General features: G+C 62.1%; 23 protein-coding genes and 1 tRNA gene. 9 read left to right on the top strand and 15 right to left on the bottom strand.

Annotated features, from left to right (window positions below; all coding sequences use genetic code 11):
- Nucleotides 1-16: 16 nt before the first annotated feature.
- The gene (locus tag SSARUM2_RS21190; RefSeq protein ID WP_033654795.1) at nucleotides 17-1504 is read left to right on the top strand and encodes an altronate dehydratase family protein; all 1488 of its coding nucleotides are present in this window, start codon (nucleotides 17-19) and stop codon (nucleotides 1502-1504) included.
- 53 nt (nucleotides 1505-1557) lie between these two features.
- Here SSARUM2_RS21190 and sstT read toward each other — a convergent pair whose 3' ends face one another.
- The 7 genes from sstT to SSARUM2_RS21155 form a co-directional block, all read right to left on the bottom strand.
- Complete coding sequence (gene sstT / locus SSARUM2_RS21185) at nucleotides 1558-2793, bottom strand: serine/threonine transporter SstT (protein WP_033649012.1); 1236 nt, start codon at nucleotides 2791-2793, stop codon at nucleotides 1558-1560.
- Between the two features lie 256 nt (nucleotides 2794-3049).
- A complete protein-coding gene (locus tag SSARUM2_RS21180) occupies nucleotides 3050-4024 on the bottom strand; it encodes a TerC family protein (protein ID WP_060453134.1) in 975 nt (324 codons plus the stop codon).
- A gap of 252 nt (nucleotides 4025-4276) precedes the next feature.
- Nucleotides 4277-5008 (bottom strand): glutamine amidotransferase, encoded by a 732-nt coding sequence (locus SSARUM2_RS21175; protein WP_015379152.1) that lies wholly within the window; start codon nucleotides 5006-5008, stop codon nucleotides 4277-4279.
- Nucleotide 5009: 1 nt separating this feature from the next.
- Nucleotides 5010-5990: a Gfo/Idh/MocA family oxidoreductase gene (locus SSARUM2_RS21170; RefSeq protein WP_033636095.1), complete on the bottom strand. Its 981-nt coding sequence runs from the start codon at nucleotides 5988-5990 to the stop codon at nucleotides 5010-5012.
- Nucleotides 5991-6040: 50 nt separating this feature from the next.
- A complete protein-coding gene (locus SSARUM2_RS21165; RefSeq protein WP_060453133.1) occupies nucleotides 6041-6553 on the bottom strand; it encodes a M48 family metallopeptidase in 513 nt (170 codons plus the stop codon).
- Complete coding sequence (locus SSARUM2_RS21160) at nucleotides 6546-6869, bottom strand: HigA family addiction module antitoxin (protein WP_033636093.1); 324 nt, start codon at nucleotides 6867-6869, stop codon at nucleotides 6546-6548. Before SSARUM2_RS21160 ends, SSARUM2_RS21165 begins: the two co-directional genes overlap by 8 nt.
- A gap of 14 nt (nucleotides 6870-6883) precedes the next feature.
- A complete protein-coding gene (locus SSARUM2_RS21155; protein WP_033636092.1) occupies nucleotides 6884-7174 on the bottom strand; it encodes a type II toxin-antitoxin system RelE/ParE family toxin in 291 nt (96 codons plus the stop codon).
- A gap of 230 nt (nucleotides 7175-7404) precedes the next feature.
- Here SSARUM2_RS21155 and rlmG point away from each other — a divergent pair, with 230 nt between their 5' ends.
- Complete coding sequence (gene rlmG / locus SSARUM2_RS21150; RefSeq protein ID WP_033649017.1) at nucleotides 7405-8544, top strand: 23S rRNA (guanine(1835)-N(2))-methyltransferase RlmG; 1140 nt, start codon at nucleotides 7405-7407, stop codon at nucleotides 8542-8544.
- A gap of 193 nt (nucleotides 8545-8737) precedes the next feature.
- On the opposite strand, the gene SSARUM2_RS21145 is transcribed toward rlmG, so the two are convergent.
- The gene (locus SSARUM2_RS21145) at nucleotides 8738-10759 is read right to left on the bottom strand and encodes an NADPH-dependent 2,4-dienoyl-CoA reductase (RefSeq protein ID WP_033654790.1); all 2022 of its coding nucleotides are present in this window, start codon (nucleotides 10757-10759) and stop codon (nucleotides 8738-8740) included.
- Nucleotides 10760-11066: 307 nt separating this feature from the next.
- Here SSARUM2_RS21145 and SSARUM2_RS21140 point away from each other — a divergent pair, with 307 nt between their 5' ends.
- Nucleotides 11067-12686, top strand: coding sequence for an ABC-F family ATP-binding cassette domain-containing protein (locus SSARUM2_RS21140; RefSeq protein ID WP_049212944.1), 1620 nt, complete (start codon nucleotides 11067-11069; stop codon nucleotides 12684-12686).
- 15 nt (nucleotides 12687-12701) lie between these two features.
- On the opposite strand, the gene SSARUM2_RS21135 is transcribed toward SSARUM2_RS21140, so the two are convergent.
- Nucleotides 12702-14192: a PLP-dependent aminotransferase family protein gene (locus SSARUM2_RS21135; protein WP_033654788.1), complete on the bottom strand. Its 1491-nt coding sequence runs from the start codon at nucleotides 14190-14192 to the stop codon at nucleotides 12702-12704.
- A 121-nt stretch (nucleotides 14193-14313) separates the two neighbouring features.
- On the opposite strand from SSARUM2_RS21135, the gene SSARUM2_RS21130 reads away from it, so the two are divergent.
- From SSARUM2_RS21130 to SSARUM2_RS21120, 3 genes are read left to right on the top strand one after another with little or no spacing between them, the layout of a single operon-like run.
- Nucleotides 14314-15579 (top strand): 4-aminobutyrate--2-oxoglutarate transaminase, encoded by a 1266-nt coding sequence (locus SSARUM2_RS21130; RefSeq protein WP_016930169.1) that lies wholly within the window; start codon nucleotides 14314-14316, stop codon nucleotides 15577-15579.
- 12 nt (nucleotides 15580-15591) lie between these two features.
- The gene (locus SSARUM2_RS21125) at nucleotides 15592-17046 is read left to right on the top strand and encodes an NAD-dependent succinate-semialdehyde dehydrogenase (protein ID WP_004937166.1); all 1455 of its coding nucleotides are present in this window, start codon (nucleotides 15592-15594) and stop codon (nucleotides 17044-17046) included.
- A gap of 58 nt (nucleotides 17047-17104) precedes the next feature.
- Nucleotides 17105-18346 carry an amino acid permease gene (locus tag SSARUM2_RS21120; RefSeq protein WP_039569357.1) on the top strand — a complete coding sequence of 414 codons (1242 nt, stop codon included), beginning with the start codon at nucleotides 17105-17107 and terminating at the stop codon, nucleotides 18344-18346.
- 73 nt (nucleotides 18347-18419) lie between these two features.
- Here the strand turns inward: SSARUM2_RS21120 and yfcF are convergent, their stop codons facing one another.
- A complete protein-coding gene (gene yfcF / locus SSARUM2_RS21115) occupies nucleotides 18420-19055 on the bottom strand; it encodes a glutathione transferase (protein ID WP_041036793.1) in 636 nt (211 codons plus the stop codon).
- A 172-nt stretch (nucleotides 19056-19227) separates the two neighbouring features.
- On the opposite strand from yfcF, the gene SSARUM2_RS21110 reads away from it, so the two are divergent.
- On the top strand, nucleotides 19228-19944 hold the full coding sequence (locus tag SSARUM2_RS21110) for an HPP family protein (protein ID WP_033649025.1): 717 nt from the start codon (nucleotides 19228-19230) through the stop codon (nucleotides 19942-19944).
- On the opposite strand, the gene aac(6') is transcribed toward SSARUM2_RS21110, so the two are convergent.
- A complete protein-coding gene (aac(6'), locus tag SSARUM2_RS21105) occupies nucleotides 19945-20385 on the bottom strand; it encodes an aminoglycoside 6'-N-acetyltransferase (protein ID WP_049212943.1) in 441 nt (146 codons plus the stop codon).
- 121 nt (nucleotides 20386-20506) lie between these two features.
- Nucleotides 20507-20582, bottom strand: a tRNA-Ile gene (locus SSARUM2_RS21100).
- 146 nt (nucleotides 20583-20728) lie between these two features.
- Between SSARUM2_RS21100 and mug the strand changes: the two genes are divergently transcribed.
- Nucleotides 20729-21217 carry a G/U mismatch-specific DNA glycosylase gene (gene mug / locus SSARUM2_RS21095; RefSeq protein ID WP_049212942.1) on the top strand — a complete coding sequence of 163 codons (489 nt, stop codon included), beginning with the start codon at nucleotides 20729-20731 and terminating at the stop codon, nucleotides 21215-21217.
- A 74-nt stretch (nucleotides 21218-21291) separates the two neighbouring features.
- On the opposite strand, the gene rpoD is transcribed toward mug, so the two are convergent.
- The 3 genes from rpoD to rpsU all read right to left on the bottom strand — a co-directional run bounded on the left by rpoD (nucleotide 21292) and on the right by rpsU (nucleotide 25391).
- The gene (gene rpoD, locus SSARUM2_RS21090) at nucleotides 21292-23133 is read right to left on the bottom strand and encodes an RNA polymerase sigma factor RpoD (RefSeq protein WP_033636080.1); all 1842 of its coding nucleotides are present in this window, start codon (nucleotides 23131-23133) and stop codon (nucleotides 21292-21294) included.
- Between the two features lie 157 nt (nucleotides 23134-23290).
- On the bottom strand, nucleotides 23291-25039 hold the full coding sequence (gene dnaG, locus SSARUM2_RS21085) for a DNA primase (RefSeq protein ID WP_025304325.1): 1749 nt from the start codon (nucleotides 25037-25039) through the stop codon (nucleotides 23291-23293).
- Nucleotides 25040-25175: 136 nt separating this feature from the next.
- Complete coding sequence (rpsU, locus tag SSARUM2_RS21080) at nucleotides 25176-25391, bottom strand: 30S ribosomal protein S21 (protein WP_001144069.1); 216 nt, start codon at nucleotides 25389-25391, stop codon at nucleotides 25176-25178.
- Between the two features lie 325 nt (nucleotides 25392-25716).
- Between rpsU and tsaD the strand changes: the two genes are divergently transcribed.
- Nucleotides 25717-26730 carry a tRNA (adenosine(37)-N6)-threonylcarbamoyltransferase complex transferase subunit TsaD gene (gene tsaD / locus SSARUM2_RS21075; RefSeq protein ID WP_033654813.1) on the top strand — a complete coding sequence of 338 codons (1014 nt, stop codon included), beginning with the start codon at nucleotides 25717-25719 and terminating at the stop codon, nucleotides 26728-26730.
- Nucleotides 26731-26757: the final 27 nt, after the last annotated feature.

Here is a 26757-nt window from a genome sequence, read left to right as displayed (position 1 = left end):
TATCTGGGACCGGTTTATGCAAAGTACGATAAAGATTCACGAGCAGGATAACGTGGCGGTGGCGCTGCGCGATCTGGCCGCCGGAGAAACGGTTGAGCTGGACGGGGAGCGCGTTCAACTGGCGCAGCCGGTGGCGCGCGGGCACAAGTTTGCGCTCGGCCCGATCGCAAAGGGCGAGGACATCATCAAATATGGCCAGCCGATCGGCCACGCGCTCGCGGCCATCGGGCCCGGGGAACATATTCATTCGCAAAACGCCAAAACCAACCTGAGCGATCTGGACAGCTACCGTTACCAGCCGCAGTTTCCGGCGTTGCCGCCGCAGGCGGCGGATCGCGAGGTGCAGCTGTACCGCCGGGCCGGCGGCGACGTGGGGATCCGCAACGAACTGTGGATCGTGCCGACCGTCGGCTGCGTCAACGGCATCGCCCGCCAGATCCAGCAGCGCTTTTTGCAGCAAACGCAGGCGGAGGGGATCGACGGCGTGCATCTGTTCAGCCATCCGTTCGGTTGCTCGCAGCTGGGACAGGATCATGCCAACACCCGTATCATGCTGCAAAACATGGCGCGCCATCCCAACGCCGGCGCGGTGCTGGTGATCGGGCTGGGGTGCGAGAACAATCAAGTGGAGGCCTTTCGCGCCACGCTGGGGATGGCGGACGAGCGGCGGCTGCGCTTTATGGTGTGCCAACAGCAGGACGACGAGGTGGAGGCCGGGCTGGGGCTGCTGCACGAGCTGTACCGTGAGATGCGCCACGATCGCCGCGAGCCGGGCCGCCTGAGCGAGCTGAAGTTCGGCCTTGAGTGCGGCGGTTCGGACGGATTGTCGGGCATTACCGCCAACCCGCTGCTGGGACGGTTTTCCGATTATGTGATCGCCAATGGCGGCACCACGGTGCTGACCGAAGTGCCGGAGATGTTCGGCGCCGAGCGCATCCTGATGAGCCGCTGCCGCGATGGGGAGACTTTCGACAAAACCGTCGACATGATCAACGATTTCAAACGCTATTTCATCGCCCATCAACAGCCGATTTATGAGAACCCGTCGCCGGGCAACAAGGCCGGCGGCATTACCACGCTGGAAGAGAAATCGCTCGGCTGCACCCAAAAAGCGGGCCTGAGCCAGGTGGTGGACGTGCTGAAATACGGCGAGCGGCTGCGCGTGCCGGGGTTGAATCTGCTCAGCGCGCCGGGCAACGACGCGGTGGCGACCAGCGCGCTGGCCGGCGCCGGCTGCCATATGGTGCTGTTCAGCACCGGGCGCGGCACGCCGTACGGCGGCTTTGTGCCGACGGTGAAGCTGGCCACCAACAGCGAACTGGCGGCGAAGAAACCGCACTGGATCGATTTCGACGCCGGCGGTCTGGTTCACGGCGTGGCGATGGAGACCTTGCTCAGCCGCTTCGTCGATCTGATCGTCGAGATCGCCAACGGCCGTCCGGCGCGCAATGAAGCCAACGATTTCCGCGAGCTGGCGATCTTTAAAAGCGGAGTGACGCTGTAAGGCTGACAAAAAAGGCGCTCGAAAGAGCGCCTTTGCAATGCAGCCAGGTGGGATTAACGCACCTTCAGCGGGTCTTCGTTCGCCAGCCGCTGGTCTTCCGCCTGGCAGGCCGCGGCGGTGAACAGCACGTCGGTGGAGGAGTTGAGGGCGGTTTCCGCCGAATCCTGCAGCACGCCGATGATAAAGCCGACCGCAACCACCTGCATCGCCACGTCGTTCGGAATGCCGAACATGTTGCACGCCAGCGGGATCAGCAGCAGCGAGCCGCCGGCCACGCCGGACGCGCCGCAGGCGCAGAGGGCGGCCACCACGCTCAGCAGCAGGGCGGTCGGAACGTCCACCGCGATGCCCAGCGTGTTTACCGCCGCCAGCGTCAGTACGGTGATGGTGATCGCCGCGCCGGCCATATTGATGGTTGCGCCCAACGGGATGGAAACCGAGTAGGTGTCCTCATTCAGGTTCAGCTTCTTGCACAGCTCCATGTTCACCGGGATGTTGGCGGCCGAGCTGCGGGTGAAGAAGGCGGTTACGCCGCTCTCGCGCAGGCAGGCGAACACCAGCGGATACGGATTGCGGCGGATTTTCCAGTAAACGATCAGCGGGTTGAGCACCAGCGCCACCAGCAGCATGCAGCCGATTAACACCATCAGCAATTGGGCGTAGCCCCACAGCGCGCCGAAACCGGTTTCCGCCAGCGTGGAAGCCACCAGGCCGAAGATGCCGAGCGGCGCACAGCGGATCACCGCGCGCACCACCAGCGTGACCGCATGGGACATGTCGTTGATCAGCCCCTTGGTGGTTTCGGAAGCGTGGCGCAGCGCCAGCCCCAGCCCGACGGCCCACGCCAGAATACCGATGTAGTTGGCGTTAATCAGCGCATGGAACGGGTTGGCCACCACGCTCATCAGCAGGCCCTTCATCACCTCCACAATGCCGCCCGGCGGGGTAATGTCCGTCGCGCCGGTGCTCAGCGCCAGCGTGGAAGGGAAGATAAAGCTGACGACGACCGCCACCAGCGCCGCGGCGAAGGTGCCCAACAGGTAGAGGAACAGGATCGGGCGAATGTTGGTCTTCTGCCCCTGTTTATGGTTGGCGATCGAGGCCATCACCAGCACCAGCACCAGCACCGGCGCCACCGCCTTCAGCGCGCCGACGAACAGGGAACCGAGCAGGCCAACGGCGGAGGCCGCCGCCGGCGAAACCAGCGCCAACAGAATGCCGGCCACCAGGCCGACCATGATTTGTTTGACCAGGCTACCCTGCGTGATCTTTTGTAGTAGTTTTTGCATAGTGCTTTCTTCCTGATGTTATCTGGCCGCCGCGGCGGGAACGACGCCGGGTGGCTTTATATGATTCTGTAACTAAGTGTGTTTGCCGAATCAGTATTCAGCAATCGAATGATGTTGGAAAGAGGCGAAGGTGAAATTCTAAGCGCGGATCAACACTTGGTAACATACTGGTTACATTTGTGTGATCGCAATAACGTTTGGCGTTTTGGGGGAATTGCCAAACAATCACGGGGCGACTAGCGCCCCGGATAACAGATTATGGTTGTTTATTCGCCAGGCGATCGTTGCGACGGTTGACCCAGGCGTTAATCAGCAAGGTGAGCGTCAGGATGCCCGCTACCACGCCCAGCGATAGGCCGATCGGGATGTGGAAGAAGTCGATAATCAGCATCTTGATGCCGATAAACACCAGGATCACCGAGAGGCCGTATTTCAGCATCGAGAAACGCTCCGCCACGTTGGCCAGCAGGAAGTACATGGCGCGCAGGCCCATGATGGCGAACAGGTTGGAGGTCAGGACGATGAACGGGTCAGTGGTCACGGCGAAGATCGCCGGAATGCTGTCCACCGCGAAGATCACGTCGCTCAGCTCTACCAGGATCAGCACCAGCACCAGCGGGGTGGCGAACAGGATGCCGTTGCGGCGCACGAAGAAGCGCTCGCCTTCCAGGTTGTCGGTCATGCGCAGGTGGCTGCGCAGCCATTTCACCAGCGGCTTGTCGCCGATCGCCGAGTCATCTTCCTTCGCCAGCGCCATTTTGATACCGGTGAACAGCAGGAAGGCGCCGAACAGATACAGCAGCCACTGGAATTGGCTGACCAGCCAGCTGCCGGCGAAGATCATGATGGTACGCAGCACGATCGCCCCCAGCACGCCGTAGATCAGCACCCGCCGCTGCAGGTTGGCCGGCACGGCGAAGTAGCTGAACAGCATCAGCCAGACGAACACGTTATCCACCGCCAGCGCTTTTTCGATCAGGTAGCCGGTGAGGAAGGCCAGCGCCTGGGTATCGGCGACGGCGCGCCCGGCGGTTTCATTCAGGTAGTACCAGAAACCGAAATTGAACAGCAGGGAGAGGCTGACCCACACCAGCGACCAGCTGGCGGCCTGCTTCATAGACATGGTGTGCGCGCCTTTACGGCCCTGCAACAGGAGATCGATTGCGAGCATCACGACTATGACGGCGGCGAAGCTGCCCCATAACCACGGTGTGCCAACGGAATTCATCATCAGAGGTATCCTTCAAAAACAAAAACGGCCAACGTCGGAAGACGCCAGCCGCTCTGTGAACGCTGCAAGCAAACCTCGCCTTCCGGCAAGGTCTCACTTACAACGTTGATGAAGGTGGTTACACCTTTGACATCAGGTTGCCCGGTAACCGGATGCTTGCGCATCGTAATGACGATTGACCGGCAATGAAGTTACTCCCCTTTGCAGAGCAGAAAGTAATGCAAAATGTGTCGGCGGTCAACGTGAATCGCGTTAGCCGGCCATCGCTTTTTGCGCGCCGAGGCTGACGACGAATCCCTGCAGCAGCAGGCGGCTGAACGGCGTGTCGCTAACCTGTTGTTGTTGCTGTTGATAGCGGGCTTGCTGCTCAGGATGCAGTTCGCCGAGCCACTGCAGATACTGGCTCATCACCGCGCCGTTGAATTCCGGGTGGAACTGGGTGGTCAGAGCGTGATCGCCATAGCGCAGGATCTGGTGCGCGTCCTGCTGCGAACGCGCCAGCGTCTGCGCGCCGGCGGGCGGCGTCAGCACGCTCTGCGAGTGGATAAGATTGGCCTTGAATCGCGGTGGCAGCAGGGTGAGCCGCCGATCGTCGGCCGCGGCGGGCAGCAGTTCGATCTCCAGCGTGCCGACCTCCATGCCCTGCGGGTGATAGCCCACTTCGCCGCCGAGCGCGTAGGCCAACAGCTGGTGGCCGTAGCAGACGCCGAACAGCGGCAGTTTGATCGCCATCGCCTGACGCAGCCATTCGGCGGCCTCCTCGCTCCACGGCAGCCGTTCGGTCACCATCGCCGGCGAGCCGGTGATGACCACGCCGCAATAGGCGGCCGGCGGCAACGGCCTTTCGCCGGCGGGCAGATGCACGATGTGCGCGCGTTCGGCGTCGATATTCCCCTGTTGCAGGAACATGCCATCAAAGTTGGCCAATTCCTGACGAATGGCCTGCGGCGCGTCGCCGGTTTGCATCACGAGCAGCGGTTTCATCTCATTCTCCGTCGGCGGGGAAGACGACGCCGGTCTGGCGGCGGATGTCGGTCAGCAGGCGGGCGACGATCAGCGAATTCTCCAGCCCCGGATGTTCCACCTGACGCTGCTCAACCAGCTCGGCGAAGGCCAGCGCTTCATACAGCATGGTGTTGATGTGCTGAGTCTGGCTCAGGTCCTGCCGGTTGCCGCCGCGCGGCGTCAGCGCCACGCCCTGGCACTCGGAAATCTTGTCGATAATCAGCGTGCCTTCTTCCCCCTGGATCTCGCTGGGGAGCGCCGAGTCGCTGACCTTGGAATGGGAAAGCGTGACGTCGAAATCGCCGTAGTTTAGGCAGACGGTGCCGTGGGCGTCCACGCCAGTATCCAGCAGCGTGGCGCTGGCCAGCACCGACTGCGGCGCGCCGAACAGCGCCACCGCGCTGGCCAGGCAGTAGTAGCCGATGTCCATGATCGAGCCGTTGGAAAACTGCGGGTTAAAGGTGTTGGGATTCTCGCCGGCGAGATAGCGCGGATAGCGCGAAGAGTATTGGCAATAGTTGATAAAGGCTTTGCGCAGCCGGCCGACTTTAGGCAATGCCTGCTGCAGCGCCAGGAAATTCGGCAGATAGGCGCTTTTGAACGCCTCGAACAGCACCACCTGGTTTTCCCGCGCGCAGGCGACCAGCTGTTCCGCTTCGCGCTGGTTGGAGGCCAGCGGTTTTTCGCAGATCACGTGCTTTTTATGGCGCAGGAACAGCAGCGATTGCGGGCAGTGCAGGGAGTTGGGGCTGGCGATATACACCGCGTCTATGGCGTCAGACTGCGCCATCGCCTCGAGCGAGTCGAAAAACTGCGTGACCTGGTAGTTGGCGCCAAACGCCTGCGCCTGTTCCAGCGAGCGTGAATACACGGCGCTCAGCTTGAGTTTGCCGCTTTCATGGGCGGCATCGATAAAACGTTCCGTAATCCAGTTGGTGCCGACGACGGCAAAGCGAATCATGGCGAGCTCCGGTCCAGGCCTAAAACCGCAGATTATCACGCCCTCACTCGCTATGCATACAGCTCGCCGAACAGCGAAAGGTGCGTCAGATACAGCCGGGTATCGAACTCCAGCTGGTGGTAATCCGGCTCCATATGGCAGCACAGGCTGTAGAACGCCTTGTTGTGATCTTTCTCTTTCAGGTGCGCCAGCTCATGCACCACGATCATGCGCAAAAAGGGTTCGGGCGCGACCTTGAACACCGTCGCCACGCGGATTTCCGCCTTGGCCTTCAGCTTGCCGCCCTGCACGCGCGAGATGGCGGTGTGCAGGCCAAGCGCGTGCTTCATGACGTGGATCTTGCTGTCGTAGGCCACCTTGCTCAGCGGCTGGGCGTTGCGCAGATACTGATTTTTCAGATCGACGGTAAACTGATACAGCGACTTGTCGGTGGTGCAGTCGTGCACCTGCGGGTAGCGCTGCAGCAGCACGTCTCCCAGCCGATTCTGATGGATCAGTTGCTGCACCTGGCTTTGCAGATGCGTTGGGTAGCCTTGCAGGTAGGCGAGTTCGGTGTCATGCATGAGTGATATTGCGCCCCAGTATTTCTTTGATTGGCCGCAGCCGCACACGCTGCGCATCGGACTGTCTGGCTTCCCAGCGATCGTGTGCCGCCTGCAGGTTTAGCCAAAAGTCAGCGGTCGTTTCGAACAGATCGGCAAACAGATTGGCCTCGGCAACGCTCATGCGTCGATGCCCGTTGCACAGGCGATTGACGGTGGCGCGGGTGACGCCCAAGACCTTTGCCAGTTCCTCCTGGCCGATGCCTAGCGGCGTTAAATATTCTTCCTGCAGCACTTCTCCCACCGTGGTGGGTTCGCGAGTCGTGGTTTCCAACATTGGTTCCCCCTCGTTCAGGTATCTTGGTGAGGATCGAGGTAAATTTTTTCAGCGGCATCATGCCGCCACTGGAACATCAGCCGCCAGTGCATATTGACGCGCAGGCTTGACCATCCCTGAAATGGCCCGGATAGCCGTTTGTAATAGTTACCCGTGGGGTGATGCAAATCACGCTCTTGCTGCGCGGCGGCCAACATATCGAGTTTTCTGGCCAACTGCCGCTCGAGCGCACCGGGGATCAGACGGCTGCGTCTGCCTCCCAGATAGAACTGCTCCAGGTAGCGATCGCGGAAAGATTTAATCATGCTTTCCCCCTTCCATAGGGACTGGCAGTGTAACATTTAAAGTTACACCCCGTCAGGTTAAAAAAACGTCGACATGGGTGCTCGGGAGGGAAAGGTTAATGTTGTTAAAGGAGAAAAGGAGCGCGGGTTTTCAGATACGCGGCGCAATACGCAATTTATCCGAAAAAACATTTTACTGACGGGCGTTTTTAGGGGATAAACAGCCCAAATTTTATCAGTCAGGAGGGGCAATGAGCCAACTCGATCTGGGAACACAGCAACTTGAGCTGGAGCGTTATCCCCAACAAGAAGAATCCACCCAACTGCAGGCGTGGGAAGCGGCGGACGAATATCTGCTGCAACAGCTTGAAAACGTAGATATCGGCGGCCGTCCGGTGCTGATTTTCAACGATAACTTCGGCACCCTGGCCTGTGCGTTGCACGCGCATCGCCCTTACAGCGTCAGCGACTCCTACATGAGCCAGCTGGCGACGCGCCACAACCTCAAGCTCAACGGGCTGGATCCCGAGCAGGTTACGCTGCTGGACAGTCTGGCCGAGCTGCCGGCGGCGCCGGCGGTGGTGTTGATTCGCGTGCCAAAGGCGCTGGCGCTGCTGGAGCAGCAGCTGCGCGCGCTGCGCCACGTCGTGACCGAAGACACGCTGATCGTCGCCGGCGCCAAGGCGCGCGACGTGCACACCTCGACGATGCAGCTGTTTGAAAAGGTGCTGGGCCCGACGCGCACCAGCCTGGCGTGGAAGAAAGCGCGCCTGATCTTCTGCCAGGCGTCGGACATCGTCCCGCCGGCGGCGGCGGAAACCACCGACTGGCCGCTGGACGGCACCGATTGGCTTATCCATAACCACGCCAACGTCTTCTCGCGCGGCAGCCTGGATATCGGCGCGCGCCTGTTTATGGAGCATCTGCCGCGCGGCCTGAACGGCCATATCGTCGATCTGGGCTGCGGCAACGGCGTGATTGGCCTGACGGCGCTGGCGCAAAACCCGGAAGCGCAGGTGACCTTCGTCGATGAATCTTACATGGCGGTGGCCTCCAGCGAACTGAACGTGGAGCACAACCTGCCGCAAGAGCTGGATCGTTGCCAATTTGAGGTGAACAACGCGCTGGCGGGCATCGAGCGCGAAAGCGTGCAGGCGGTGCTGTGCAACCCGCCGTTCCACCAGCAGCACGCCATTACCGATCACACCGCCTGGCAGATGTTCTGCGACGCCAAGCGCTGCCTGCAGGTGGGCGGCGAATTGCGCATCGTCGGCAACCGCCACCTCGACTATCACCAGAAGCTCAAGCGTCTGTTCGGCAACTGCACGCTGGTGGCCTCGAACAAGAAGTTCGTGATCTTGAGAGCGGTGAAATCCGGCGCGCGTCGCTGAGCGTGATGACCAAGGGCGCTGTGCGCCCCTCATGCTGTTGACAAAGGGGGGAAAAAGCGTGGTTTTTCCCCCTTTGTGGTTATCAGCCGAAAATCAATAAATTGATTTTCCTTGTTTTCTATTCGCTGCTCTCTGCCACCCGGCATGGGGATGAGGTTTGTCATCAATGTCAGGGGCGCTGTGCGCCCCTTTTTTACAGCGCCATCGCCAGCCGCGTCCCCTGATCGATCGCGCGGCGGGCATCCAGCTCGGCGGCCACGTCGGCGCCGCCGATCAGATGCACGGTTTTCCCCATCGCCAGCAGCGGCTGCTGCAGCTCGCGGCGCGGTTCCTGCCCGGCGCAGATGACCACCGTGTCCACCGGCAGGCAGCTGTCCTGCTCGGCGCGGGTGATGTGCAGCCCTTCGTCGTCGATCAGCCGATAGCTGACGCTGTTGAGCATCTTCACGCCGCGCATCGCTAGGCTGGCGCGATGGATCCAACCGGTGGTTTTCCCCAGGCCTTCACCCACTTTGCTAGTTTTGCGCTGCAACAGGTAGATTTGCCGCGCGGCGCGCGGTGCCTGTGGCCCTTGCGCCGCCAGCCCGCCGCGCTGCTCAAGGCGGCCGTCGATGCCCCATTCGCGGTTGAATTCCGCCTGATCCAGGCTGCTGGACACGCCGTGTTGGCTGAGGTACTCGGCGGTGTCGAAGCCGATGCCGCCGGCGCCGACGATCGCCACCCGCTGGCCGACCGGTTTTTTATCGCGCAGCACGTCCAGATAGCTCAGCACCTTGGCGTGGCCGATGCCGGGGATGTCCGGGGTGCGCGGCACGATGCCGCAGGCGAGGATCACTTCGTCGAATTCGCTTAAATCCGCCGCCTCGACCTTGACGCCCAGCCTGACCGTCACTTCGCGCAGCGCCAGCTGGCGACGGAAGTAACGCAGGGTTTCATGGAATTCTTCCTTGCCGGGGATCTGCTTGGCGATGTTGAACTGGCCGCCGATCTGCTCGGCGGCGTCGAACAGCGTCACCTGATGGCCTCGGCTGGCGGCGGTGGTGGCGAAGGCCAGCCCGGCGGGGCCGGCGCCGATCACCGCCAGTTTTTTCGGTTTCTCCGCCATTGTCAGCGGCATTTCGGTTTCGCGGCAGGCGCGCGGGTTGACCAGGCAGGAAGTCAGCTTGCCTTCAAAAATCTGGTCGAGACAGGCCTGGTTGCAGCCGATGCAGGTATTGATCTCGTCGGCGCGCCCCTCGGCGGCTTTCTGCACAAAGGCGGCGTCGGCGAGGAACGGACGCGCCATCGACACCATGTCGGCGCAGCCGTCCGCCAGCACCTGCTCGGCCACCGCCGGATCGTTGATGCGGTTGGTGGTGATCAGCGGGATGCCGACCTTGCCCATCAGCTTGCGGGTCACCCAGCTGAATCCGGCGCGCGGCACCATGGTGGCGATAGTCGGAATACGCGCTTCGTGCCAGCCGATGCCGGTATTGATGATCGTGGCGCCCGCCTGTTCAACCGCCAGCGCCAGCTGCTCGATCTCCTGCCAGCTGGAGCCGTCTTCCACCAGATCGAGCATCGACAGCCGGTAGATCAGAATGAACTCCGCGCCCACCGCCTGGCGCACCGCCCTGATGGTCTCGACGGCGAAGCGCATGCGGTTGGTGAAGCTGCCGCCCCATTGGTCGTCGCGCTGATTGGTGCGCGTCGTCAAGAATTGGTTGATCAGATAGCCTTCGGATCCCATCACTTCCACGCCGTCGTAGCCGGCCTGCTGCGCCAGCGCCGCGCAGCGGGCGAAGTCGGCGATGGTCTGCTCGATCTCCGCTTCGCTGAGCGCGCTCGGCGTAAACGGGTTGATCGGCGCCTGCAGGGCAGAAGGGGCGACCAGCTTGGGTTGATAGCTGTAGCGGCCGGTGTGCAGGATCTGCAGCGCAATTTTGCCGCCCGCCCGGTGGACGGCTTCGGTCACCGGGCGGTGGTGAGGCAATTGCTCCTCGCTGTTGAGGATCGAACCGCCGCGAAAAACCACGCCCTGTTCGTTCGGGGCAATGCCGCCGGTGACGATCAGCGCCACGCCGGCGGCGGCGCGCTCGGCATAGAACGCGGCCAGGCGCTGCGGGCCGTCGGGCAGCTCTTCCAGGCCGGTATGCATCGATCCCATCAGCACCCGGTTTTTCAGGGTGGTGAAGCCGAGATCCAGCGGCGCCAGCAGGTGAGGGTAATTGCTCATTGCACTCTCCATCGGGTGAAATCGGGGCCCGTTGTTATAATTATGTGAACAAAAGTGGTCGGATGAGATAAATCTAGCCGTTGTCGCGCCGCTTGGGAATCTGCGTTGCGCCGAATGTGATAGACGTCATGAATCTCAGACACTGTTTGCATAACGAACAAAAGATCGGTTAACCTTTGCGCGTTGCAAATACCTTCTCTCTGCGGAGCCATAACCGAAAATGAACAACCACACCTGTTGATATCTGGTCCCACGCCGTGCGCTCTCGCGCCCTGTGGGGATGTTTTGATCTCATTCAGGAGTGCTTATGGCTCATTTTGCGCAGTCCCCTTATTTCGTTTTACATCAACTGACCTGCCAATTTGCTGACGGCGAAACGCTGTTCGGCCCGCTGGATCTCGCTTTCGATCGGCAGCGCTGCGGCCTGGTGGGGCGCAACGGCGTCGGCAAAACCCAGCTGCTGCGCCTGATCGCCGGGCGGGATCGGCCGGGCAACGGGCACGTCGAATCCCATGCCGCATTGGCTTACGTTGCGCAGCAGCCGGAGATCGCGGCCGACACCACGCTGGCGCAGCTGCTGGGCTACGGCGAGGTGTTCGCCGCGCTGGCGCGCATCGAGCAGGGGCGGCCGTTGGCGGACGACATCGATCGTCTGGAAGGGCGCTGGGATCTCAACGATCGCCTGCAAAGCGCCTTCGCCGCCGCCGGGCTGCCGGCCTTCGATCCGTTGCGATCCGCATGCGATTTGAGCGGCGGCGAACGGATGCGCGCGGCGCTATGCGGCGCTTTTCTGGGGGAGGCGGATTATCTGCTGCTGGACGAACCGACCAACCACCTCGACAGCGCCGGGCGCGCCTGGCTGTATCAGCAGCTGGAGCGGTGGCAGGGCGGGCTGCTGATCGCCAGCCATGACCGGCAACTACTGGGGCGTATGGAGCGCATCGTCGAACTGACGCCCGGCGCGCTGCGCAGCTACGGCGGCAACTACGACGACTACCGCCGCCAGCGCGACACGGAGCAGCAGGCGGCGCGCGCCGATCTGGAGCATGCGCGCGAGGAACGCCGCCGTACCCGCGCGCGTCAGCAGAAAGAGCACGACATGAGCCAGCGGCGCTCGGCGCAAACGCTGCGCGTCGTCGATACGCTGAATATCGCCTCTTTCGAGCGGGTGGCCTACAAATCGGCGGCGAAGGAGAGCCTCGGCACGCTACGCAAACAGCATCAGGACCAGCGCGACAGCCTCGATGCGGCGGTGCGCGAGGCCTATCAGCGGGTGGAAGAGGAACAGCCGGTGTTGCTGGCGCTGCCGGGCAGTGATGTGAGCGCGAACAAGCAGGTGCTGGTGCTCGAACAGCTGCAGCTGCCGTTCGTCAGCGCGCCGCCGCTGGATCTGCGGATCGACGGTCCGATGCGCGTGGCGTTGACCGGCCCTAACGGCTGCGGCAAGTCCACCTTGCTGAAGACCGTTCTCGGCCAGCTGGCGCCGCTTGCCGGCCATTGTCATTGCCCGCTGTCGACGGCCTATCTCGATCAAACTCTGTCGCAGCTCGACCCGAGCCTGTCGGTGATGGAGCATCTCGGGCTGCAGGATTCGCCGCTGGTGGAAGGCGCGTTGCGCACCCGGCTGGCGCAGTTGCAGCTTGGCGCCGATCGCATCGCGCTGCCGCTGGATTCGCTGAGCGGTGGCGAACGGCTGAAGGCGGCGCTGGCCTGCGCGCTGTGGCGGCGGCAACCGGCGCAGCTGCTGTTGCTGGACGAACCGACCAACCACCTGGATTTGGCGTCGTCGCTGGCGATCGAAACCGCCCTGGCGGATTTCCCCGGCGCGATGCTGGTGGTGTCGCACGACGAAGACTTCCTGCAGGCGCTGCGGCCGACGCACCGTCTGCACCGGCAGGCGGACGGTTGGCGGCTTCAGGCCTGGTAACGCGCGAAGGCGGCCCTAAGGAGCCGCCTTTTTCATTTCGGGCGCGTTGATGCACGCCAGCAGCTGGGTGAAGGCGGCGGCCATCTGCTCTTCCGGTACGCAGGCAAACCCCATCAGCAGGCCGCGCCGGCGGTTGGGCTGCATGTAGTAGCGCGACAGCGGCCGCACCAGCACCCCGCGCGCGCCGGCGGCGGCGGCGATCGCCACGTCGTCGGCCTCGTCCGGCAGGTTGAGGATCAGATGCAGCCCGGCGTTGCTGTTGAACTCGCTGAGCGCCTGTTTGCCGAGGTGCTGTTCGATCAAGCCGGTCAGGAAAGCGCGCCGCCGGGCATACAGTAGCCGCATGCGGCGGATATGCGCGGTGTAATGCCCCGCCTGAATAAACTCCGCCAGCGCGCTCTGGATCAGCAGGTGCCCGCCGCGGTACAGCTCGGCGTGGGCGGTTTTCAGCGCCTGCACCAGCGGCGGCGGCAACACCACATAGCCGAGGCGCAGCGCCGGATAGAGCGTTTTGCTGAAGGTGCCGATGTAAATCACCGGCGCGTCGGCCTCCAGCCCTTGCAGCGCCGGGATCGGTTGGCCGGAAAAGCGGAATTCACTGTCGTAATCGTCCTCGACGATCCAACCGCCGGCGTTGCGCGCCAGCGCCAGCAGCCGTTGGCGGCGCGCCAGGCTCATCACCGAGCCGAGCGGATACTGGTGCGACGGAGTGACGAAAATCAGGCGGGGCGGGGTGGTCGGCTGCTCCGGCGGCACCAGCCCGGCTTCGTCCACCGCCAGCGGGCAGATGTTCAGCGCATTGATGCGCAGGATATTGCGGATCCCCCAATAGCCCGGCTCTTCGATCCAGGCGTCATCCCCCGGATTACACAACATGCGCGTCACCAGATCGATCGCCTGATGAATGCCCTCGGTGATCAGGATTTGTTCCGGCGAACAACGCACCGAGCGCGCCACCCGTAAATACTCCACCAACGCATGCTGCAGCTCCGGGCTGCCGCCCTGATTGCTGTAGGTCAGCCGCTGCGGCGCCGGGCGGCGGCTGAGGCGCGCCTGGATCTTGCTGAACAGCTGATGGGGAAAGGCGTTGACGTCGGGCACACCGGGAATGAATGCCCCCCACTGTTTGGGGCTGGCGCTGGCGTGGTGCAGCAGCGTGGCGCCGCGCTCGGACAGTTCGACGCGCCGCGGTTGCCCGCTGCCGTCGGCCGGCGCGCCGCCGGTGGAGAGGCAGCTGTCCGGTACCGTGTCGGCGACGAAGGTGCCGCTGCCGGCGCGCGCCGATACGTAGCCTTCCGCCAACAGTTGTTCATAAACGGTTAATACGGTGTTGCGGGACAGGCTGAGCTCCTGCGCCAGATCGCGCGAGGCGGGCAAGCGGCTGGAGGGCGGCAGGCTGCCGTCGAGAATGCTGGTGCGGATCGCGTTGTAAAGCCGCTTGTGCAGCTTGTCATCGGGCTGCTCGCCGAGGCGCTGCAGCAACAGATCACCACTCAATGAGCGCAATTGGATCCCTCAATTATTCGTAACTGGCACTCGATTATAGGGCCACATCCTGTGTAAATAAACGGCATTGTTTCACGAATGTGAACGAAACGTGTAACTGGCACCGACCGGAGAGAACAGCATGAAAAACGCAGAATTGAACCAACGCCGTCAGGACGCCACCCCGCGCGGAGTGGGCGTGATGTGTGGTTTTTACGCCGAGCGCGCAGAGAACGCCACGCTGTGGGATGTGGAAGGCAAAGAAGTGATCGATTTCGCCTCGGGGATCGCCGTGCTGAACACCGGCCACCGCCACCCGAAGGTGATCGCCGCGATTGAAAAGCAGCTGCAGGCCTTCACCCACACCGCCTATCAGATCGTTCCTTACGAAAGCTATGTCTCGCTGGCGGAGCGCATCAACCAGCGCGCGCCGATCGCCGGCCCGTGTAAAACCGCCTTCTTCACCACCGGCGCGGAGGCGGTGGAAAACGCGGTGAAGATCGCCCGCGCTTACACCGGCCGCCCGGGCTTGATCACCTTCGGCGGCGGCTTCCACGGCCGTACCTACATGACCATGGCGCTGACCGGCAAAGTGGCGCCTTACAAACTGGGCTTCGGGCCGTTCCCCGGCTCGGTGTTCCACGGCCAGTACCCGAATGCGCTGTACGGCGTGACTACCGAAGACGCGATGAACAGCCTGGATCGCTTGTTTAAAGCGGATATCGATCCCAAGCAGGTGGCGGCGATCGTGCTGGAGCCGGTGCAGGGCGAAGGCGGTTTCAACGTGGCGCCGGCCGACTTTATGCAGGCGCTGCGCGCGCTGTGCGACCAGCACGGCATTCTTCTCATTGCCGACGAAGTACAGACCGGCTTCGCCCGTACCGGCAAGCTGTTCGCCATGGAGCACTACAGCGTTAAACCGGATCTGATCACCATGGCGAAAAGCCTGGCGGGTGGCATGCCACTGTCGGCGGTGGCGGGCCGCGCCGAGGTGATGGACGCGCCGGCGCCGGGCGGGCTGGGCGGCACCTACGCCGGTAACCCGCTGGCGGTGGCCGCGGCGCACGCGGTGCTGGATGTGATCGAAGAAGAGCAGCTGTGCCAGCGCGCCCAGCGCTTGGGGCAGCACCTGGTGGAAGTGCTGCAGCAGGCGCGCAAAACCAGCCCGGCAATTGCGGATGTGCGCGCGCAAGGTTCGATGGTGGCGGTGGAGTTCAACGATCCGGCTACCGGCAAGCCTTCGGCGGAGATCACCCGTCAGGTTCAGCAGAAGGCGATGGAAGAAGGGCTGCTGCTGTTGAGCTGCGGCGTGAACGGCAACGTGATCCGCTTCCTGTATCCGCTGACCATCCCGGACGATCAGTTCACCAAGGCGATGGGCATCCTGTCCCGCGCGCTGGCTCACTAAGGAGCGAACGGCATGAAATTGAACAATCCCGAGCTGCTGCGCAGCCAGTGTCTGATCAACGGTGAATGGTGCGATGCCCTGAGTGGCAAGCGCGAAGCGGTGATCAACCCGGCCACCGGCGCCGAACTGGCCAGCATTCCGCTGGTCAGCGAAGAGGAAACCCAGCAGGCGATCGCGGCGGCGCAGCGGGCGCAAAACGACTGGAAACAGCTGACCGCCAAGCAGCGTTCTGCGCTGCTGTTGGCCTGGGCCGACAAGGTGCTGGCCGCACAGGAAGATCTGGCGCAGCTGATGACCGCCGAGCAGGGCAAATCGCTGGCGGAAGCGCGCGGCGAAGTGGCCTACGCCGCGTCGTTCATCACCTGGTTCGCCGAAGAGGCCAAGCGGGTGGACGGTGCGGTATTGCAGGCGCCGCAGGCTTCGCAGCGCCTGGTGGTGGTGAAGCAGCCGATCGGCGTGTGCGCGGCCATCACCCCGTGGAATTTCCCGGCGGCGATGATTACCCGTAAGGTGGCGCCGGCGCTGGCGGCCGGTTGCGCCATCATCGTCAAACCGGCCGAGCAAACGCCGTTGACCGCGTTGGCGCTGGCCAAGCTGGCGCAGGACGCCGGCATTCCCGCCGGCGTGTTGCAGGTGGTGACTGGGGAAGCGGCGCAGGTGGGCAAAGTGCTGTGCGACAGCCCGGTGGTGCGCAAGCTGAGCTTTACCGGTTCGACCGAGGTCGGCCGCATCCTGATGGCGCAGTGCGCGCCGAGCATCAAGAAGCTGTCGCTGGAGCTGGGCGGCAACGCGCCGGTCATCGTGTTCGACGACGCCAATCTGGACGCGGCGGTGGCGGGCATCATGGCCTCCAAGTTCCGCAACAGCGGCCAGACCTGCGTCTGTGCCAACCGCATCTACGTGCAGGACGGCATCTACGAGCGGCTGGCGGAGAAACTGGTGGCGGCGGTCGAGCAGTTGAAAGTCGGCGACGGCAGCCAGGAAGGCACCACCCAGGGGCCGCTGATCGACAGCGATGCGGTAGCGAAGGTGCAGAGCCATATCGACGACGCGCTGATCAAAGGGGCGCAGATCGCCACCGGTGGCCAGCCGCACGCGCTGGGCGGTACCTTCTTCCAGCCGACGGTGGTGACCGGCGTGACGCAGAAAATGCGCTTCGCCAAAGAAGAGACCTTCGGGCCGGTGGCGCCGCTGTTCCGCTTCCATGACGAGGCGGAAGCCATCGCCATGGCCAACGACACCGAATTCGGCCTGGCCGCCTACCTGTTCACGCAGAACGCCGCGCGCCAGTGGCGCGTGCCGGAAGCGCTGGAGTACGGCATGGTCGGCATCAACACCGGGCTGATTTCCAACGAAGTGGCGCCGTTCGGCGGCGTGAAACAGTCAGGGCTCGGGCGTGAAGGATCGCGCTACGGGATAGAAGAATATCTGGAGCTGAAATACCTGTGTATCGATGTGAGCCGTTGAGCGTCAGGACGTTAACCCATCCCGGCGGCCAGCGTCGCCGGGCGATAAAGGATGATGCATGTCTGATAATACCTCTGTTTCTCCGGCGCTTGCCGCCGGGGTGCGAGCACCTGCACCCGCCAAATCGTTAAGTTTCCTTGAAGGGGTGGCGATGATCGTCGGCACCAATATCGGCGCCGGGGTGCTCTCCATCGCCTACGCCTCCAGCAAGGCCGGTTTCCTGCCGCTGCTGTTCTGGCTGGTGCTGGTGGGGAGCCTGACCACCATCACCATGCTGTACGTCGCCGAATCCACGCTGCGCACCCGCGCGCATCTGCAGCTGAGCGGGCTGGCGAAGCGCTACGTCGGCGGCCTGGGCGCCTGGCTGATGTTCGCTTCGGTGTGCGTCAACAGCGTCGGGGCGCTTACCGCCTACATGACCGGCAGCGGCAAGCTGCTGCAATCGCTGTTCGGCATCTCGCCGGCGCTGGGCAGCCTGCTGTTCTTCGTGCCTGCCGCCGGCGTGCTGTATCTCGGTTTGAAAGCGATCGGCCGCGGCGAGAAGTTCATCAGCATCGGCATGGTGGTGATGCTGACCGCGCTGGTGGCGGCGACGCTGCTGAAAGACACCACCCAGATGCGCAACCTGCTGGACGGCGACTGGCGCTTTATGGTGCCGGTGTTCAACGTGGTGGTGTTCTGCTTCTCGGCGCAGTACATCGTGCCGGAAATGGCGCGCGGCTTTGCCGACAAGCCGGAGCAGTTGCCGAAGGCGATCATCGTCGGCATGGCGGTGACCTTCATTTTGCTGGCGGCGGTGCCGATGTCGGTGATCGCGCTCAGCGGGCTGGATGGCATCTCCGACGTGGCCACCATCTCCTGGGGCCAGGCGCTGGGGCAGTGGGCGTTCTTCTCCGCCAACATCTTCGCGCTGTGCGCGATGCTGACTTCCTACTGGGGATTGGGCGGCAGCTTTCTGACCAATATTTTCGACAAGTTCCGGCTGGGCAACGACGAGCTGCCGCTGCGCCGCTTCGGCGTGCTGCTGCTGGTGGTGGTGCCGCCGTTCGCGCTGGCCTACAGCGGGCTGGTGTCGTTCGTCAACGCGCTCTACTTCGCCGGGGTGTTCAGCGGGGTGATCCTGTCGATCATGCCGATGCTGATCCTGCGCGGCGCACGCAAACATGGCGACCAGACGCCGCGCTGGCAGTGCAACTGGATCACGCACCCGCTGCTGCAGATCAGCATTGTGCTGCTGTACCTGGCCAGCGCGGTGTACGCCATCGCTTCATTGTTAGGCTATCTGCCCTCTGGATGGTGATTTGCCTTCCCTCAAGCAGTGATGTTGTTTCTCGGCATTGAGAACGGCGGCGTCGTGGCCGCCGATTTTTTTCTCAGGCGCGCCGCTTTGCCGACAGCGCTAGCCAGGCCTGCACCGACGGGCGCTGCCACTGCTTGTGCGCATAGTGGCGCAGGCGCTCCGGCACCGGATCGCCGTGCATCACCAGCCGGTTGAGCATCAGCGCCAGATCGGTGTCGGCGATGCACCACTCCCTGAACAGATTATCCTGCCCATGGCTCAACAGCTTTTCGACGGCGTCGATCAGCTTGCGTGCGGCCCCCTGTGCGGCTTCGGACAGCGGCGGGAACTTGCCGTTGTTGAACACCACCTCGGTCGAGCGCTCGGCGCGGATCGGCTGCAGATCGCTGCGCAGCCAGGCCTGGATCTCGCGCGCCTTGGCGCGCAGCTTCACGTCGCGCGGGTACACGGCGTGGGCCGGATGGATGTCCTCCAGGTATTCGGCGATCGCCGAAGACTCCGAGAGCTGAAACTCGCCGATGGCCAGCGTCGGCACCCGGCGGGTGAGCGACAGCGCCGCGTAGGCCGCCTCTTTATTCTCTTCCTTCGCCAGATCCACCGTCTTCACGGTGAACGGAATGCCTTTTTCCGTCAGCACGACAAAGGCGGACATGGCGTACGGGCTGAAAAATTCACTGTCGGTGTAAAGCTCGGTGATCGGTTGAGACATCGGCGGTTCCTCGGGGTTAAGGGGAGAACATTCATCATTGTCGAGGGATGGCTAAAAATCAATCTGTTAGGCCAAAAGTTGTTTGATGCCGCGGCGCTGCAGCGCCGTGAGTTCCTTCCGGATGATGTGATATATTTGTTGCCAACACGTGAATTGAGCCGTATTGGGTAACATGAAGACGCAGTGGATAGAACGAGTAAAAGTGGGATGCGCGCGCCTGTGGCCGCACCCGCTGGCGGTGGGCAAGCGAGAGATGCTGATTTCCAGCGTCGGCGCCGGTTTGGGGCTGATGCTCGCCGGCTGGATCAGCCACTTTATTTTGGGCGAGGTGAACCTGTGGTTTATCGCGCCGATGGGCGCCTCGGCGGTGTTGCTGTTCGGCGTGCCCAACAGCCCGCTGGCGCAGCCCTGGTCGATCGTCGGCGGCAATGCGCTGGCGGCGACGGTGGGCGTCAGCGCCGGCCTGCTGATCCCCGATCCGGGGCTGGCCTGCGGCATAGCGGCGGCGGTGGCCATCGGCCTGATGTTCAAGCTGCGCTGCCTGCATCCGCCGGGTGGCGCGGTGGCGCTCACCGCTATCCTCGGCGGCCCCGGCATTCATCAGATGGGCTACCACTTCGTGCTGTACCCGGTGCTGCTGAACTCGGTGCTGCTGGCGGCGCTGGCCATTCTGTTCAATAACCTGGCCGGGCGACGCTACCCGCACGCGCTGGCGCCGGCGGAGGCCAAGCCGGCCAATCTGCCGATCGATGCCGTGTCCATCACCCGCGGCGATCTGCACGAGGCGCTGATGGAGGGGGATCTGTTCGATATCGACGAGGACGATCTGCAGGAGCTTCTGCTGCGCGCCGAGCAGCTGGCGCATCAGCGGCAAAGCAAAACTGCCTGATCAGCCCAGCGTTTTGCGGTAAAACACTACCCGCTCCGTTTCGGCAAAGCCCAGCGCCGCATGCAGGCGCTGGGAGTCCAGATTGGCGATATCGGTATCCGACGCCAGCTCGCTGCACCCCTGTTGCTTCGCCCACTCCTGCACCTGCGCGATCAGGCGCGCGGCCCAGCCCTGGCGGCGGGCGCGTTCGGCGGTATAAATCCCTTCCAAAAACGCCACCGGCGACGATTCGCAGCCGTTGACGTAATCGTAGCGCAGCGCGACCTCGGCAAAGCCAACGAAAGCGCCGTCCAGCCCCCGCGCCATAAACGCGGTGTGGTGCGGTGAAGCCAGTATCTCGCGCATTTCCGCGCGGTGATCTTCAGGCGAGCCGGACGGCCACAGCGCGGTGCGCAGCGCCAGCCAGGCGTCGAGGTTGTCGTGGTCGCAGATGACGATCATGCGGGATCCTTATGGGTCGGAATAAACAAGAATGCCGAGAGAGAAGTGTGGCACGCAGGCGGGAAACAAAAAAGCCACCCCGGACAGGATGGCTTGTAAGGCTGTGAAAACAGCAAAAATTTGGTGGCCCCTGTTGGGTTTGAACCAACGACCAAGCGATTATGAGTCGCCTGCTCTAACCACTGAGCTAAGGGGCCAAGCCGCGAGATTATAGGGAATCCTTAAGCGGCGGTCTACTGTTACTCGCCCGTATGTTGTTTTTCTGCACAGTTCTAGCCTGTTGTAATTGCTGGCGGATTTTGCGATAACCGCAGTAAATCCCTGCAATGGACTCACGACACTCATGGAACTTCTGGCGCCCAATCTGCGGGTGGTGTTTTGCGGCATCAACCCCGGTCTTTCTTCCGCCCATCAGGGCTACCCTTTCGCCAACGGCAGCAATCGCTTCTGGAAGGTGATCCATCAGGCCGGCTTTACCGAGAGCCAGCTGGCGCCGGAGCAGTGGCAGCAGCTGAAGGACAACGGCTGCGGCATTACCGCGCTGGTGGCGCGCCCGACGGTGGCGGCCAGCGAGCTGTCGCGCGACGAGCTGCGCAGCGGCGGCGAGGCGCTGCAAGAGAAGATCCTGCGCTATCAGCCGCACGCGCTGGCGATTTTGGGCAAGCAGGCGTTCACCACCGCCTTCGGGGTGAAAAATGCGCCCTGGGGCAAGCAGACGCTGATGTTGGGGGAAACCGAGGTGTGGGTATTGCCCAACCCCAGCGGATTGAACCGCGCCACCCTGGAGCAGCTCACCGCCAGCTATCGCGAGCTGTTCCTGGCGCTGCAATGATGCGGCGAGGCGTATTCAGGGCATAAAAAAACCCCGGCAGGCCGGGGTTTTTGTTTTTGCTGCGGCAGCCGGACTTAGTCGTCCAGGAAGCTGCGCAGCACTTCGGAGCGGCTTGGGTGACGCAGCTTGCGCAGCGCCTTGGCTTCGATCTGACGGATACGCTCACGGGTAACGTCAAACTGCTTGCCTACCTCTTCCAGCGTGTGGTCGGTGTTCATGTCGATACCGAAACGCATGCGCAGCACTTTCGCTTCGCGCGCGGTCAGGCCGGCCAGCACGTCGTGGGTGGCGGAACGCAGACTTTCCGAGGTCGCGGAATCCAGCGGCAGCTCGAGGGTGGTATCCTCGATGAAGTCGCCCAGATGCGAATCTTCGTCGTCGCCGATCGGCGTCTCCATCGAGATTGGCTCTTTGGCGATCTTCAGCACCTTGCGGATCTTGTCTTCCGGCATCAGCATGCGCTCGGCCAGCTCTTCCGGCGTCGGCTCGCGGCCCATCTCTTGCAGCATCTGGCGCGAAATACGGTTGAGCTTGTTGATGGTCTCAATCATATGCACCGGAATACGGATGGTGCGCGCCTGGTCGGCGATGGAGCGGGTGATAGCCTGACGGATCCACCAGGTGGCGTACGTCGAGAACTTGTAGCCGCGGCGGTATTCGAACTTGTCTACCGCTTTCATCAGGCCAATGTTGCCTTCCTGAATCAGATCCAGGAACTGCAGGCCGCGGTTGGTGTATTTCTTGGCGATAGAAATAACCAGACGCAGGTTGGCCTCAACCATCTCTTTCTTCGCGCGGCGCGCTTTCGCTTCACCGATCGACATGCGACGGTTGATGTCTTTGACCTGCTCAATGGTCAGGCCGGTTTCTTCTTCGATCTGACGCAGTTTCTGCAGGCTGCGCTGCACGTCTTCGGCCACGTCTTTCAGCTTTTCCGACCATGGCTTGGCCATCGCCAGCGCGGCTTCGAACCAGGAATCGCTGGTTTCGTTGCCGGCGAACAGGGTGACGAAGTTTTTCTTCGGCATTTTGCACTGTTCAACGCACAGCTTCATGATGATGCGTTCCTGGGTGCGAACACGATCCATCATGGTGCGCATGCTGTTGACCAGGAAGTCGAACTGTTTCGGCACCAGGCGGAACTGCTTGAACACTTCGGACAGCTTCAGGATCTCGTCCGCGGCGCTGGCGTGGCTGCGGCCGTTCTTTTTGATCACCAAGCGCGTCGCTTCATACTGATCGCGCAGCTCGGCGAACTTCTGACGCGCCAGCTCAGGATCGATGCTGTTGTCGTCTTCGGTGTCGTCCTCTTCGGCATCCTCATCTTCTTCGTCGTCGTCTTGCTCTTCGCTCGACAGTTCGGAACCGATGTGGGTGGCGGTTGGGGCGATGTCCTCTTCCGCGTTAGGATCGACGAAGCCGGTGATCAGGTCGGACAGGCGCGCTTCGCCCGCTTCGACGCGATCGTACTGTTCAAGCAGGTAGGTAATGGCTTCCGGGTATTCGGCAACCGAGCACTGCACCTGGTTGATGCCGTCTTCGATGCGCTTGGCGATGTCGATTTCGCCTTCGCGCGTCAGCAGTTCGACGGTACCCATTTCGCGCATGTACATGCGCACCGGGTCGGTGGTGCGGCCGATTTCGGATTCCACGCTGGACAGAACCTGTGCGGCGGCTTCTTCCGCATCTTCGTCCGTGCTGTTCGAGTTTTCGGCGAGCAGCAGGTCATCGGCGTCCGGTGCTTCTTCCATCACCTGGATGCCCATGTCGTTAATCATCTGGATGATGTCTTCGATCTGATCGGAGTCGACGATATCTTCCGGCAGATGGTCATTGACCTCAGCATAGGTCAGATAGCCTTGCTCCTTACCACGGGTGACAAGTAGCTTCAGCTGTGACTGCGGGTTTTGCTCCATAAGACGGTATCCACACTTCAGAGTATTTAGGTTGGTGTCGGTCGGCGAAACCGCCAACAATAGCATTTGGGGCGTTTTCGTTATCGCCGCGGCCCACTATGGCGGCACTGTGCAGGGCTCTGCCCTCGCAATTATCGGCACTTAAGCCGTTTGGTATTCAGTTTTTCTTCGCTAAAACCTGGTTGAGGGAACGGACTTCTTCACGTTCCTCCGGGCTCAGGCCGCGCGTTCTGGCCTGGGCGATCAGCGTTTCCAGCCGTTGCTCGAGCACCGAGTCGTACAGGCTGGCCAACGTATCCAAAAAGGTCTGCTCGACCATATCCTCAACGATCATATGGTTCCAGGTCGCCAAGGTTTCAAGCTGCTGGCTGAATTTGTTGTCGCGATACAGCTCCAGCAATTGCCCGGTCGTCAGGCCCGGCTGAGCCAAACAGGTCTGCACCAGTTCGACGAACAGCGGCAATCCCGCCTGTTTGGTCTGCTCCAGCCCTTCAAGCGAAGGGATAAGTGTAGCCAACTGCGGATTTTGCACCAGTAGCCCTATCAGTATACGCATGGTTGTGCGTTTTAGCTGGGGCGCCTGATAAGGATTCGCATTTTCCGCCTGCTTGGGCATCAGCTTGTCGAGCTGGCTGTCGTCCAGCAGCCCCAGCTTGTTGCCGAGCTCCTGGCGCAGGTACAAGCGCAACGTTTCGCCCGGCACCTGAGTAATCAGCGGCAGCGCCAGCGTGCTCAGCTTGGCGCGCCCGTCCGGGCTGCTCAGATCCACCTGCGGCAGCAGGCTTTCGAACAGGAAAGTGGACAGCGGCTGCGCCTGCTCCATTCGCTGTTCGAAGGCTTCTTTGCCTTCCTTGCGCACCAGGGTGTCCGGGTCTTCGCCGTCAGGCAAAAACATGAACCGCAGCTGGCGCCCGTCGTTCAGGTACGGCAACGCGGTTTCCAACGCCCGCCATGCCGCTTCGCGGCCGGCGCGGTCGCCGTCGTAACAGCAGACGACGTTGTCGGTGGCGCGGAACAGCAGCTGAATGTGTTCAGCCGTCGTCGAGGTTCCGAGCGAGGCGACGGCATAATCGATGCCGAATTGCGCCAACGCCACCACGTCCATATACCCTTCCACCACCAGCAGCCGCTGCAGGGTAGGGTGGTTCTGCTGTGCTTCATACAGGCCGTAAAGCTGGCGGCCCTTATGGAAAACTTCGGTTTCCGGCGAGTTCAGGTACTTCGGCATGCCATCGCCCAATACGCGGCCGCCGAAGGCGATCACGCGCCCGCGTTTGTCGCGGATGGGGAACATCACCCGTTCGCGGAAACGGTCGTACGAACGCCCCTGATCGTTAGTCACCAGCATGCCGGCATCGTTCAATGCGCGGCGCGAGTCGGCGTCGCGGCCGAAACGCTTCAGGGCGTTGTCCCATCCCGCCGGCGCGAAGCCGATGGCGAAATGGCGAATAACGTCGTCACTTAATCCGCGCTGCTGCAAATAGCTGCGCGCCGGTGCCCCGGAGGACTGCTGCAGTGACTGTTGATAGAACGCGCTGAGCTGCTCCATCAGTTGGTACAGGCTCTGGCGCTGATGGCGTTCGATCTGGGTTGGCCCGGTGCCCGCTTCGTAAGGCACTTCCAGCCCGTGCATGGTCGCCAGCTCTTCGATGGTTTCGACAAACTCAAGCCGGTCGTAATTCATCAAAAAGTCGACGGCGTTGCCGTGCGCACCACACCCAAAACAGTGATAAAACTGCTTTTCGCCATTAACGGTAAATGAAGGCGTCTTTTCGTGGTGGAACGGACAGCACGCGTGGTAGTTCTTGCCTTGCTTCTTGAGCTTCACGCGGGCGTCGATCAGATCGACGATGTCGGTGCGAGCCAGCAAGTCATTGATAAATACGCGCGGAATTCGTCCAGCCATAAGCCCTTACTTCATTAGCCTATAAACGAGAACAAGCCGCGCATTCCTTTCGGAAAGCACGGCCTTCGTATGCAACTACTCGGTCTGCGCGATTTTGAAAATCAGAAATTCACGCGGTGGGGTTGCCCCCGAAGAATTAATACAGACGAGTGCGGCGTGCGTTTTCGCGAGCCAGTTTCTTCGCGTGACGTTTCACAGCAGAAGCTTTAGCGCGTTTACGTTCGGTAGTTGGTTTTTCATAAAACTCACGACGACGAACTTCAGCTAAAACACCCGCTTTTTCGCAAGAGCGTTTGAAACGACGCAGAGCAACGTCAAATGGCTCGTTTTCACGTACTTTAATTACCGGCATGTGCCTCTCACCTCAATAAAATTCGGTTTGCTGCTGGCCAAGCGCCAGCCTTTTCAAAATGGTGCGGAATTTTACTCCAATGGATGCTGCTTTGTAAAGCACCACAGCAAATTGAAACCCGCGTCGCTCTGCCGCAACGTGCGCAATTTTGCACCGGGCGCTGATTATAGACTAATCAGAAAAAAATGCTCGTGTTTAATCGCCTGGGCATTTTCTGGATGAATCATCGACATAGGTGCGAGCCGGTGACAAGATGCGCCGCGCTGGCGGTAAATGCGGCGGAATGTGGTAGACTGGCGGCCGCACGTGAATGATGGGAAATGTAATGCGAGTACTGGGTATAGAAACGTCCTGCGATGAAACCGGAATTGCAGTGTATGACGATCAAACCGGTTTGTTGGCCAACCAATTATACAGCCAGGTGAAGCTGCACGCCGACTACGGCGGTGTGGTGCCGGAACTGGCCTCCCGCGATCACGTGCGCAAAACCGTGCCGCTGATTCAGGCGGCGCTGAAAGAGGCCAACCTGACCCCGGCCGACATCGACGGCGTGGCCTACACCGCCGGGCCGGGCCTGGTGGGGGCGCTGCTGGTCGGCGCGACCGTCGGGCGCGCGCTGGCGTTCGCCTGGAACGTGCCGGCGGTGCCGGTGCACCATATGGAAGGCCACCTGCTGGCACCGATGCTGGAAGACAATCCGCCGGCATTCCCGTTCGTCGCGCTGCTGGTCTCCGGCGGCCACACCCAGCTGATCAGCGTCACCGGCATCGGTGAGTATGAGCTGCTGGGCGAGTCGATCGACGACGCGGCCGGCGAAGCGTTCGACAAGACCGCCAAGCTGCTCGGCCTGGATTATCCCGGTGGGCCGATGCTGTCGAAGATGGCGCAGCAGGGCACGGCGGGGCGCTTCACCTTCCCGCGGCCGATGACCGATCGTCCGGGGCTGGACTTCAGTTTCTCCGGGCTGAAAACCTTCGCCGCCAACACCATCCGCTCCAACGGCAACGACGATCAGACGCGTGCCGACATCGCCCGCGCCTTCGAGGATGCGGTGGTGGATACGCTGGCGATCAAATGCAAACGCGCGCTGGAGCAGACCGGCTTCAAGCGCCTGGTGATGGCCGGCGGCGTAAGCGCCAACCGCACGCTGCGCGCCAAACTGGCGGAGATGATGCACAAGCGCGGTGGGGAGGTATTCTATGCCCGCCCGGAATTTTGCACCGACAACGGCGCGATGATCGCCTATGCCGGCATGGTGCGCCTGAAGAGCGGCGCCAACCCGGAGCTGAGCGTTTCGGTGCGGCCGCGCTGGCCGCTGGCGGAATTGCCTGCGGTATAAAACAAAGGGCCGGATTATCCGGCCCTT

Source organism: Serratia sp. K-E0102, assembly GCF_029962625.1.
In the GTDB taxonomy this organism is placed as follows: Bacteria; Pseudomonadota; Gammaproteobacteria; order Enterobacterales; family Enterobacteriaceae; genus Serratia; species Serratia sarumanii.
The sequence above is the reverse complement of the archived record's forward strand: the minus strand, read 5'-3'. Positions and strand labels throughout refer to the sequence as shown.

Excerpts from the sequence above, each read along its gene's own strand:
- yfcF (WP_041036793.1), bottom strand. The coding sequence starts at position 19,055 with ATGTCTCAACCGATCACCGAGCTTTACACCGACAGTGAATTTTTCAGC.
- mug (WP_049212942.1), top strand. The coding sequence starts at position 20,729 with ATGGAACTTCTGGCGCCCAATCTGCGGGTGGTGTTTTGCGGCATCAAC.
- SSARUM2_RS21140 (WP_049212944.1), top strand. The coding sequence starts at position 11,067 with ATGGCTCATTTTGCGCAGTCCCCTTATTTCGTTTTACATCAACTGACC.
- dnaG (WP_025304325.1), bottom strand. The coding sequence starts at position 25,039 with ATGGCTGGACGAATTCCGCGCGTATTTATCAATGACTTGCTGGCTCGC.
- SSARUM2_RS21190 (WP_033654795.1), top strand. The coding sequence starts at position 17 with ATGCAAAGTACGATAAAGATTCACGAGCAGGATAACGTGGCGGTGGCG.
- tsaD (WP_033654813.1), top strand. The coding sequence starts at position 25,717 with ATGCGAGTACTGGGTATAGAAACGTCCTGCGATGAAACCGGAATTGCA.
- SSARUM2_RS21125 (WP_004937166.1), top strand. The coding sequence starts at position 15,592 with ATGAAATTGAACAATCCCGAGCTGCTGCGCAGCCAGTGTCTGATCAAC.
- rlmG (WP_033649017.1), top strand. The coding sequence starts at position 7,405 with ATGAGCCAACTCGATCTGGGAACACAGCAACTTGAGCTGGAGCGTTAT.
- SSARUM2_RS21175 (WP_015379152.1), bottom strand. The coding sequence starts at position 5,008 with ATGAAACCGCTGCTCGTGATGCAAACCGGCGACGCGCCGCAGGCCATT.
- rpoD (WP_033636080.1), bottom strand. The coding sequence starts at position 23,133 with ATGGAGCAAAACCCGCAGTCACAGCTGAAGCTACTTGTCACCCGTGGT.
- SSARUM2_RS21170 (WP_033636095.1), bottom strand. The coding sequence starts at position 5,990 with ATGATTCGCTTTGCCGTCGTCGGCACCAACTGGATTACGGAACGTTTT.
- SSARUM2_RS21165 (WP_060453133.1), bottom strand. The coding sequence starts at position 6,553 with ATGCATGACACCGAACTCGCCTACCTGCAAGGCTACCCAACGCATCTG.
- SSARUM2_RS21120 (WP_039569357.1), top strand. The coding sequence starts at position 17,105 with ATGTCTGATAATACCTCTGTTTCTCCGGCGCTTGCCGCCGGGGTGCGA.
- rpsU (WP_001144069.1), bottom strand. The coding sequence starts at position 25,391 with ATGCCGGTAATTAAAGTACGTGAAAACGAGCCATTTGACGTTGCTCTG.
- SSARUM2_RS21110 (WP_033649025.1), top strand. The coding sequence starts at position 19,228 with ATGAAGACGCAGTGGATAGAACGAGTAAAAGTGGGATGCGCGCGCCTG.
- SSARUM2_RS21145 (WP_033654790.1), bottom strand. The coding sequence starts at position 10,759 with ATGAGCAATTACCCTCACCTGCTGGCGCCGCTGGATCTCGGCTTCACC.
- SSARUM2_RS21155 (WP_033636092.1), bottom strand. The coding sequence starts at position 7,174 with ATGATTAAATCTTTCCGCGATCGCTACCTGGAGCAGTTCTATCTGGGA.
- sstT (WP_033649012.1), bottom strand. The coding sequence starts at position 2,793 with ATGCAAAAACTACTACAAAAGATCACGCAGGGTAGCCTGGTCAAACAA.
- SSARUM2_RS21160 (WP_033636093.1), bottom strand. The coding sequence starts at position 6,869 with ATGTTGGAAACCACGACTCGCGAACCCACCACGGTGGGAGAAGTGCTG.
- SSARUM2_RS21130 (WP_016930169.1), top strand. The coding sequence starts at position 14,314 with ATGAAAAACGCAGAATTGAACCAACGCCGTCAGGACGCCACCCCGCGC.
- SSARUM2_RS21180 (WP_060453134.1), bottom strand. The coding sequence starts at position 4,024 with ATGATGAATTCCGTTGGCACACCGTGGTTATGGGGCAGCTTCGCCGCC.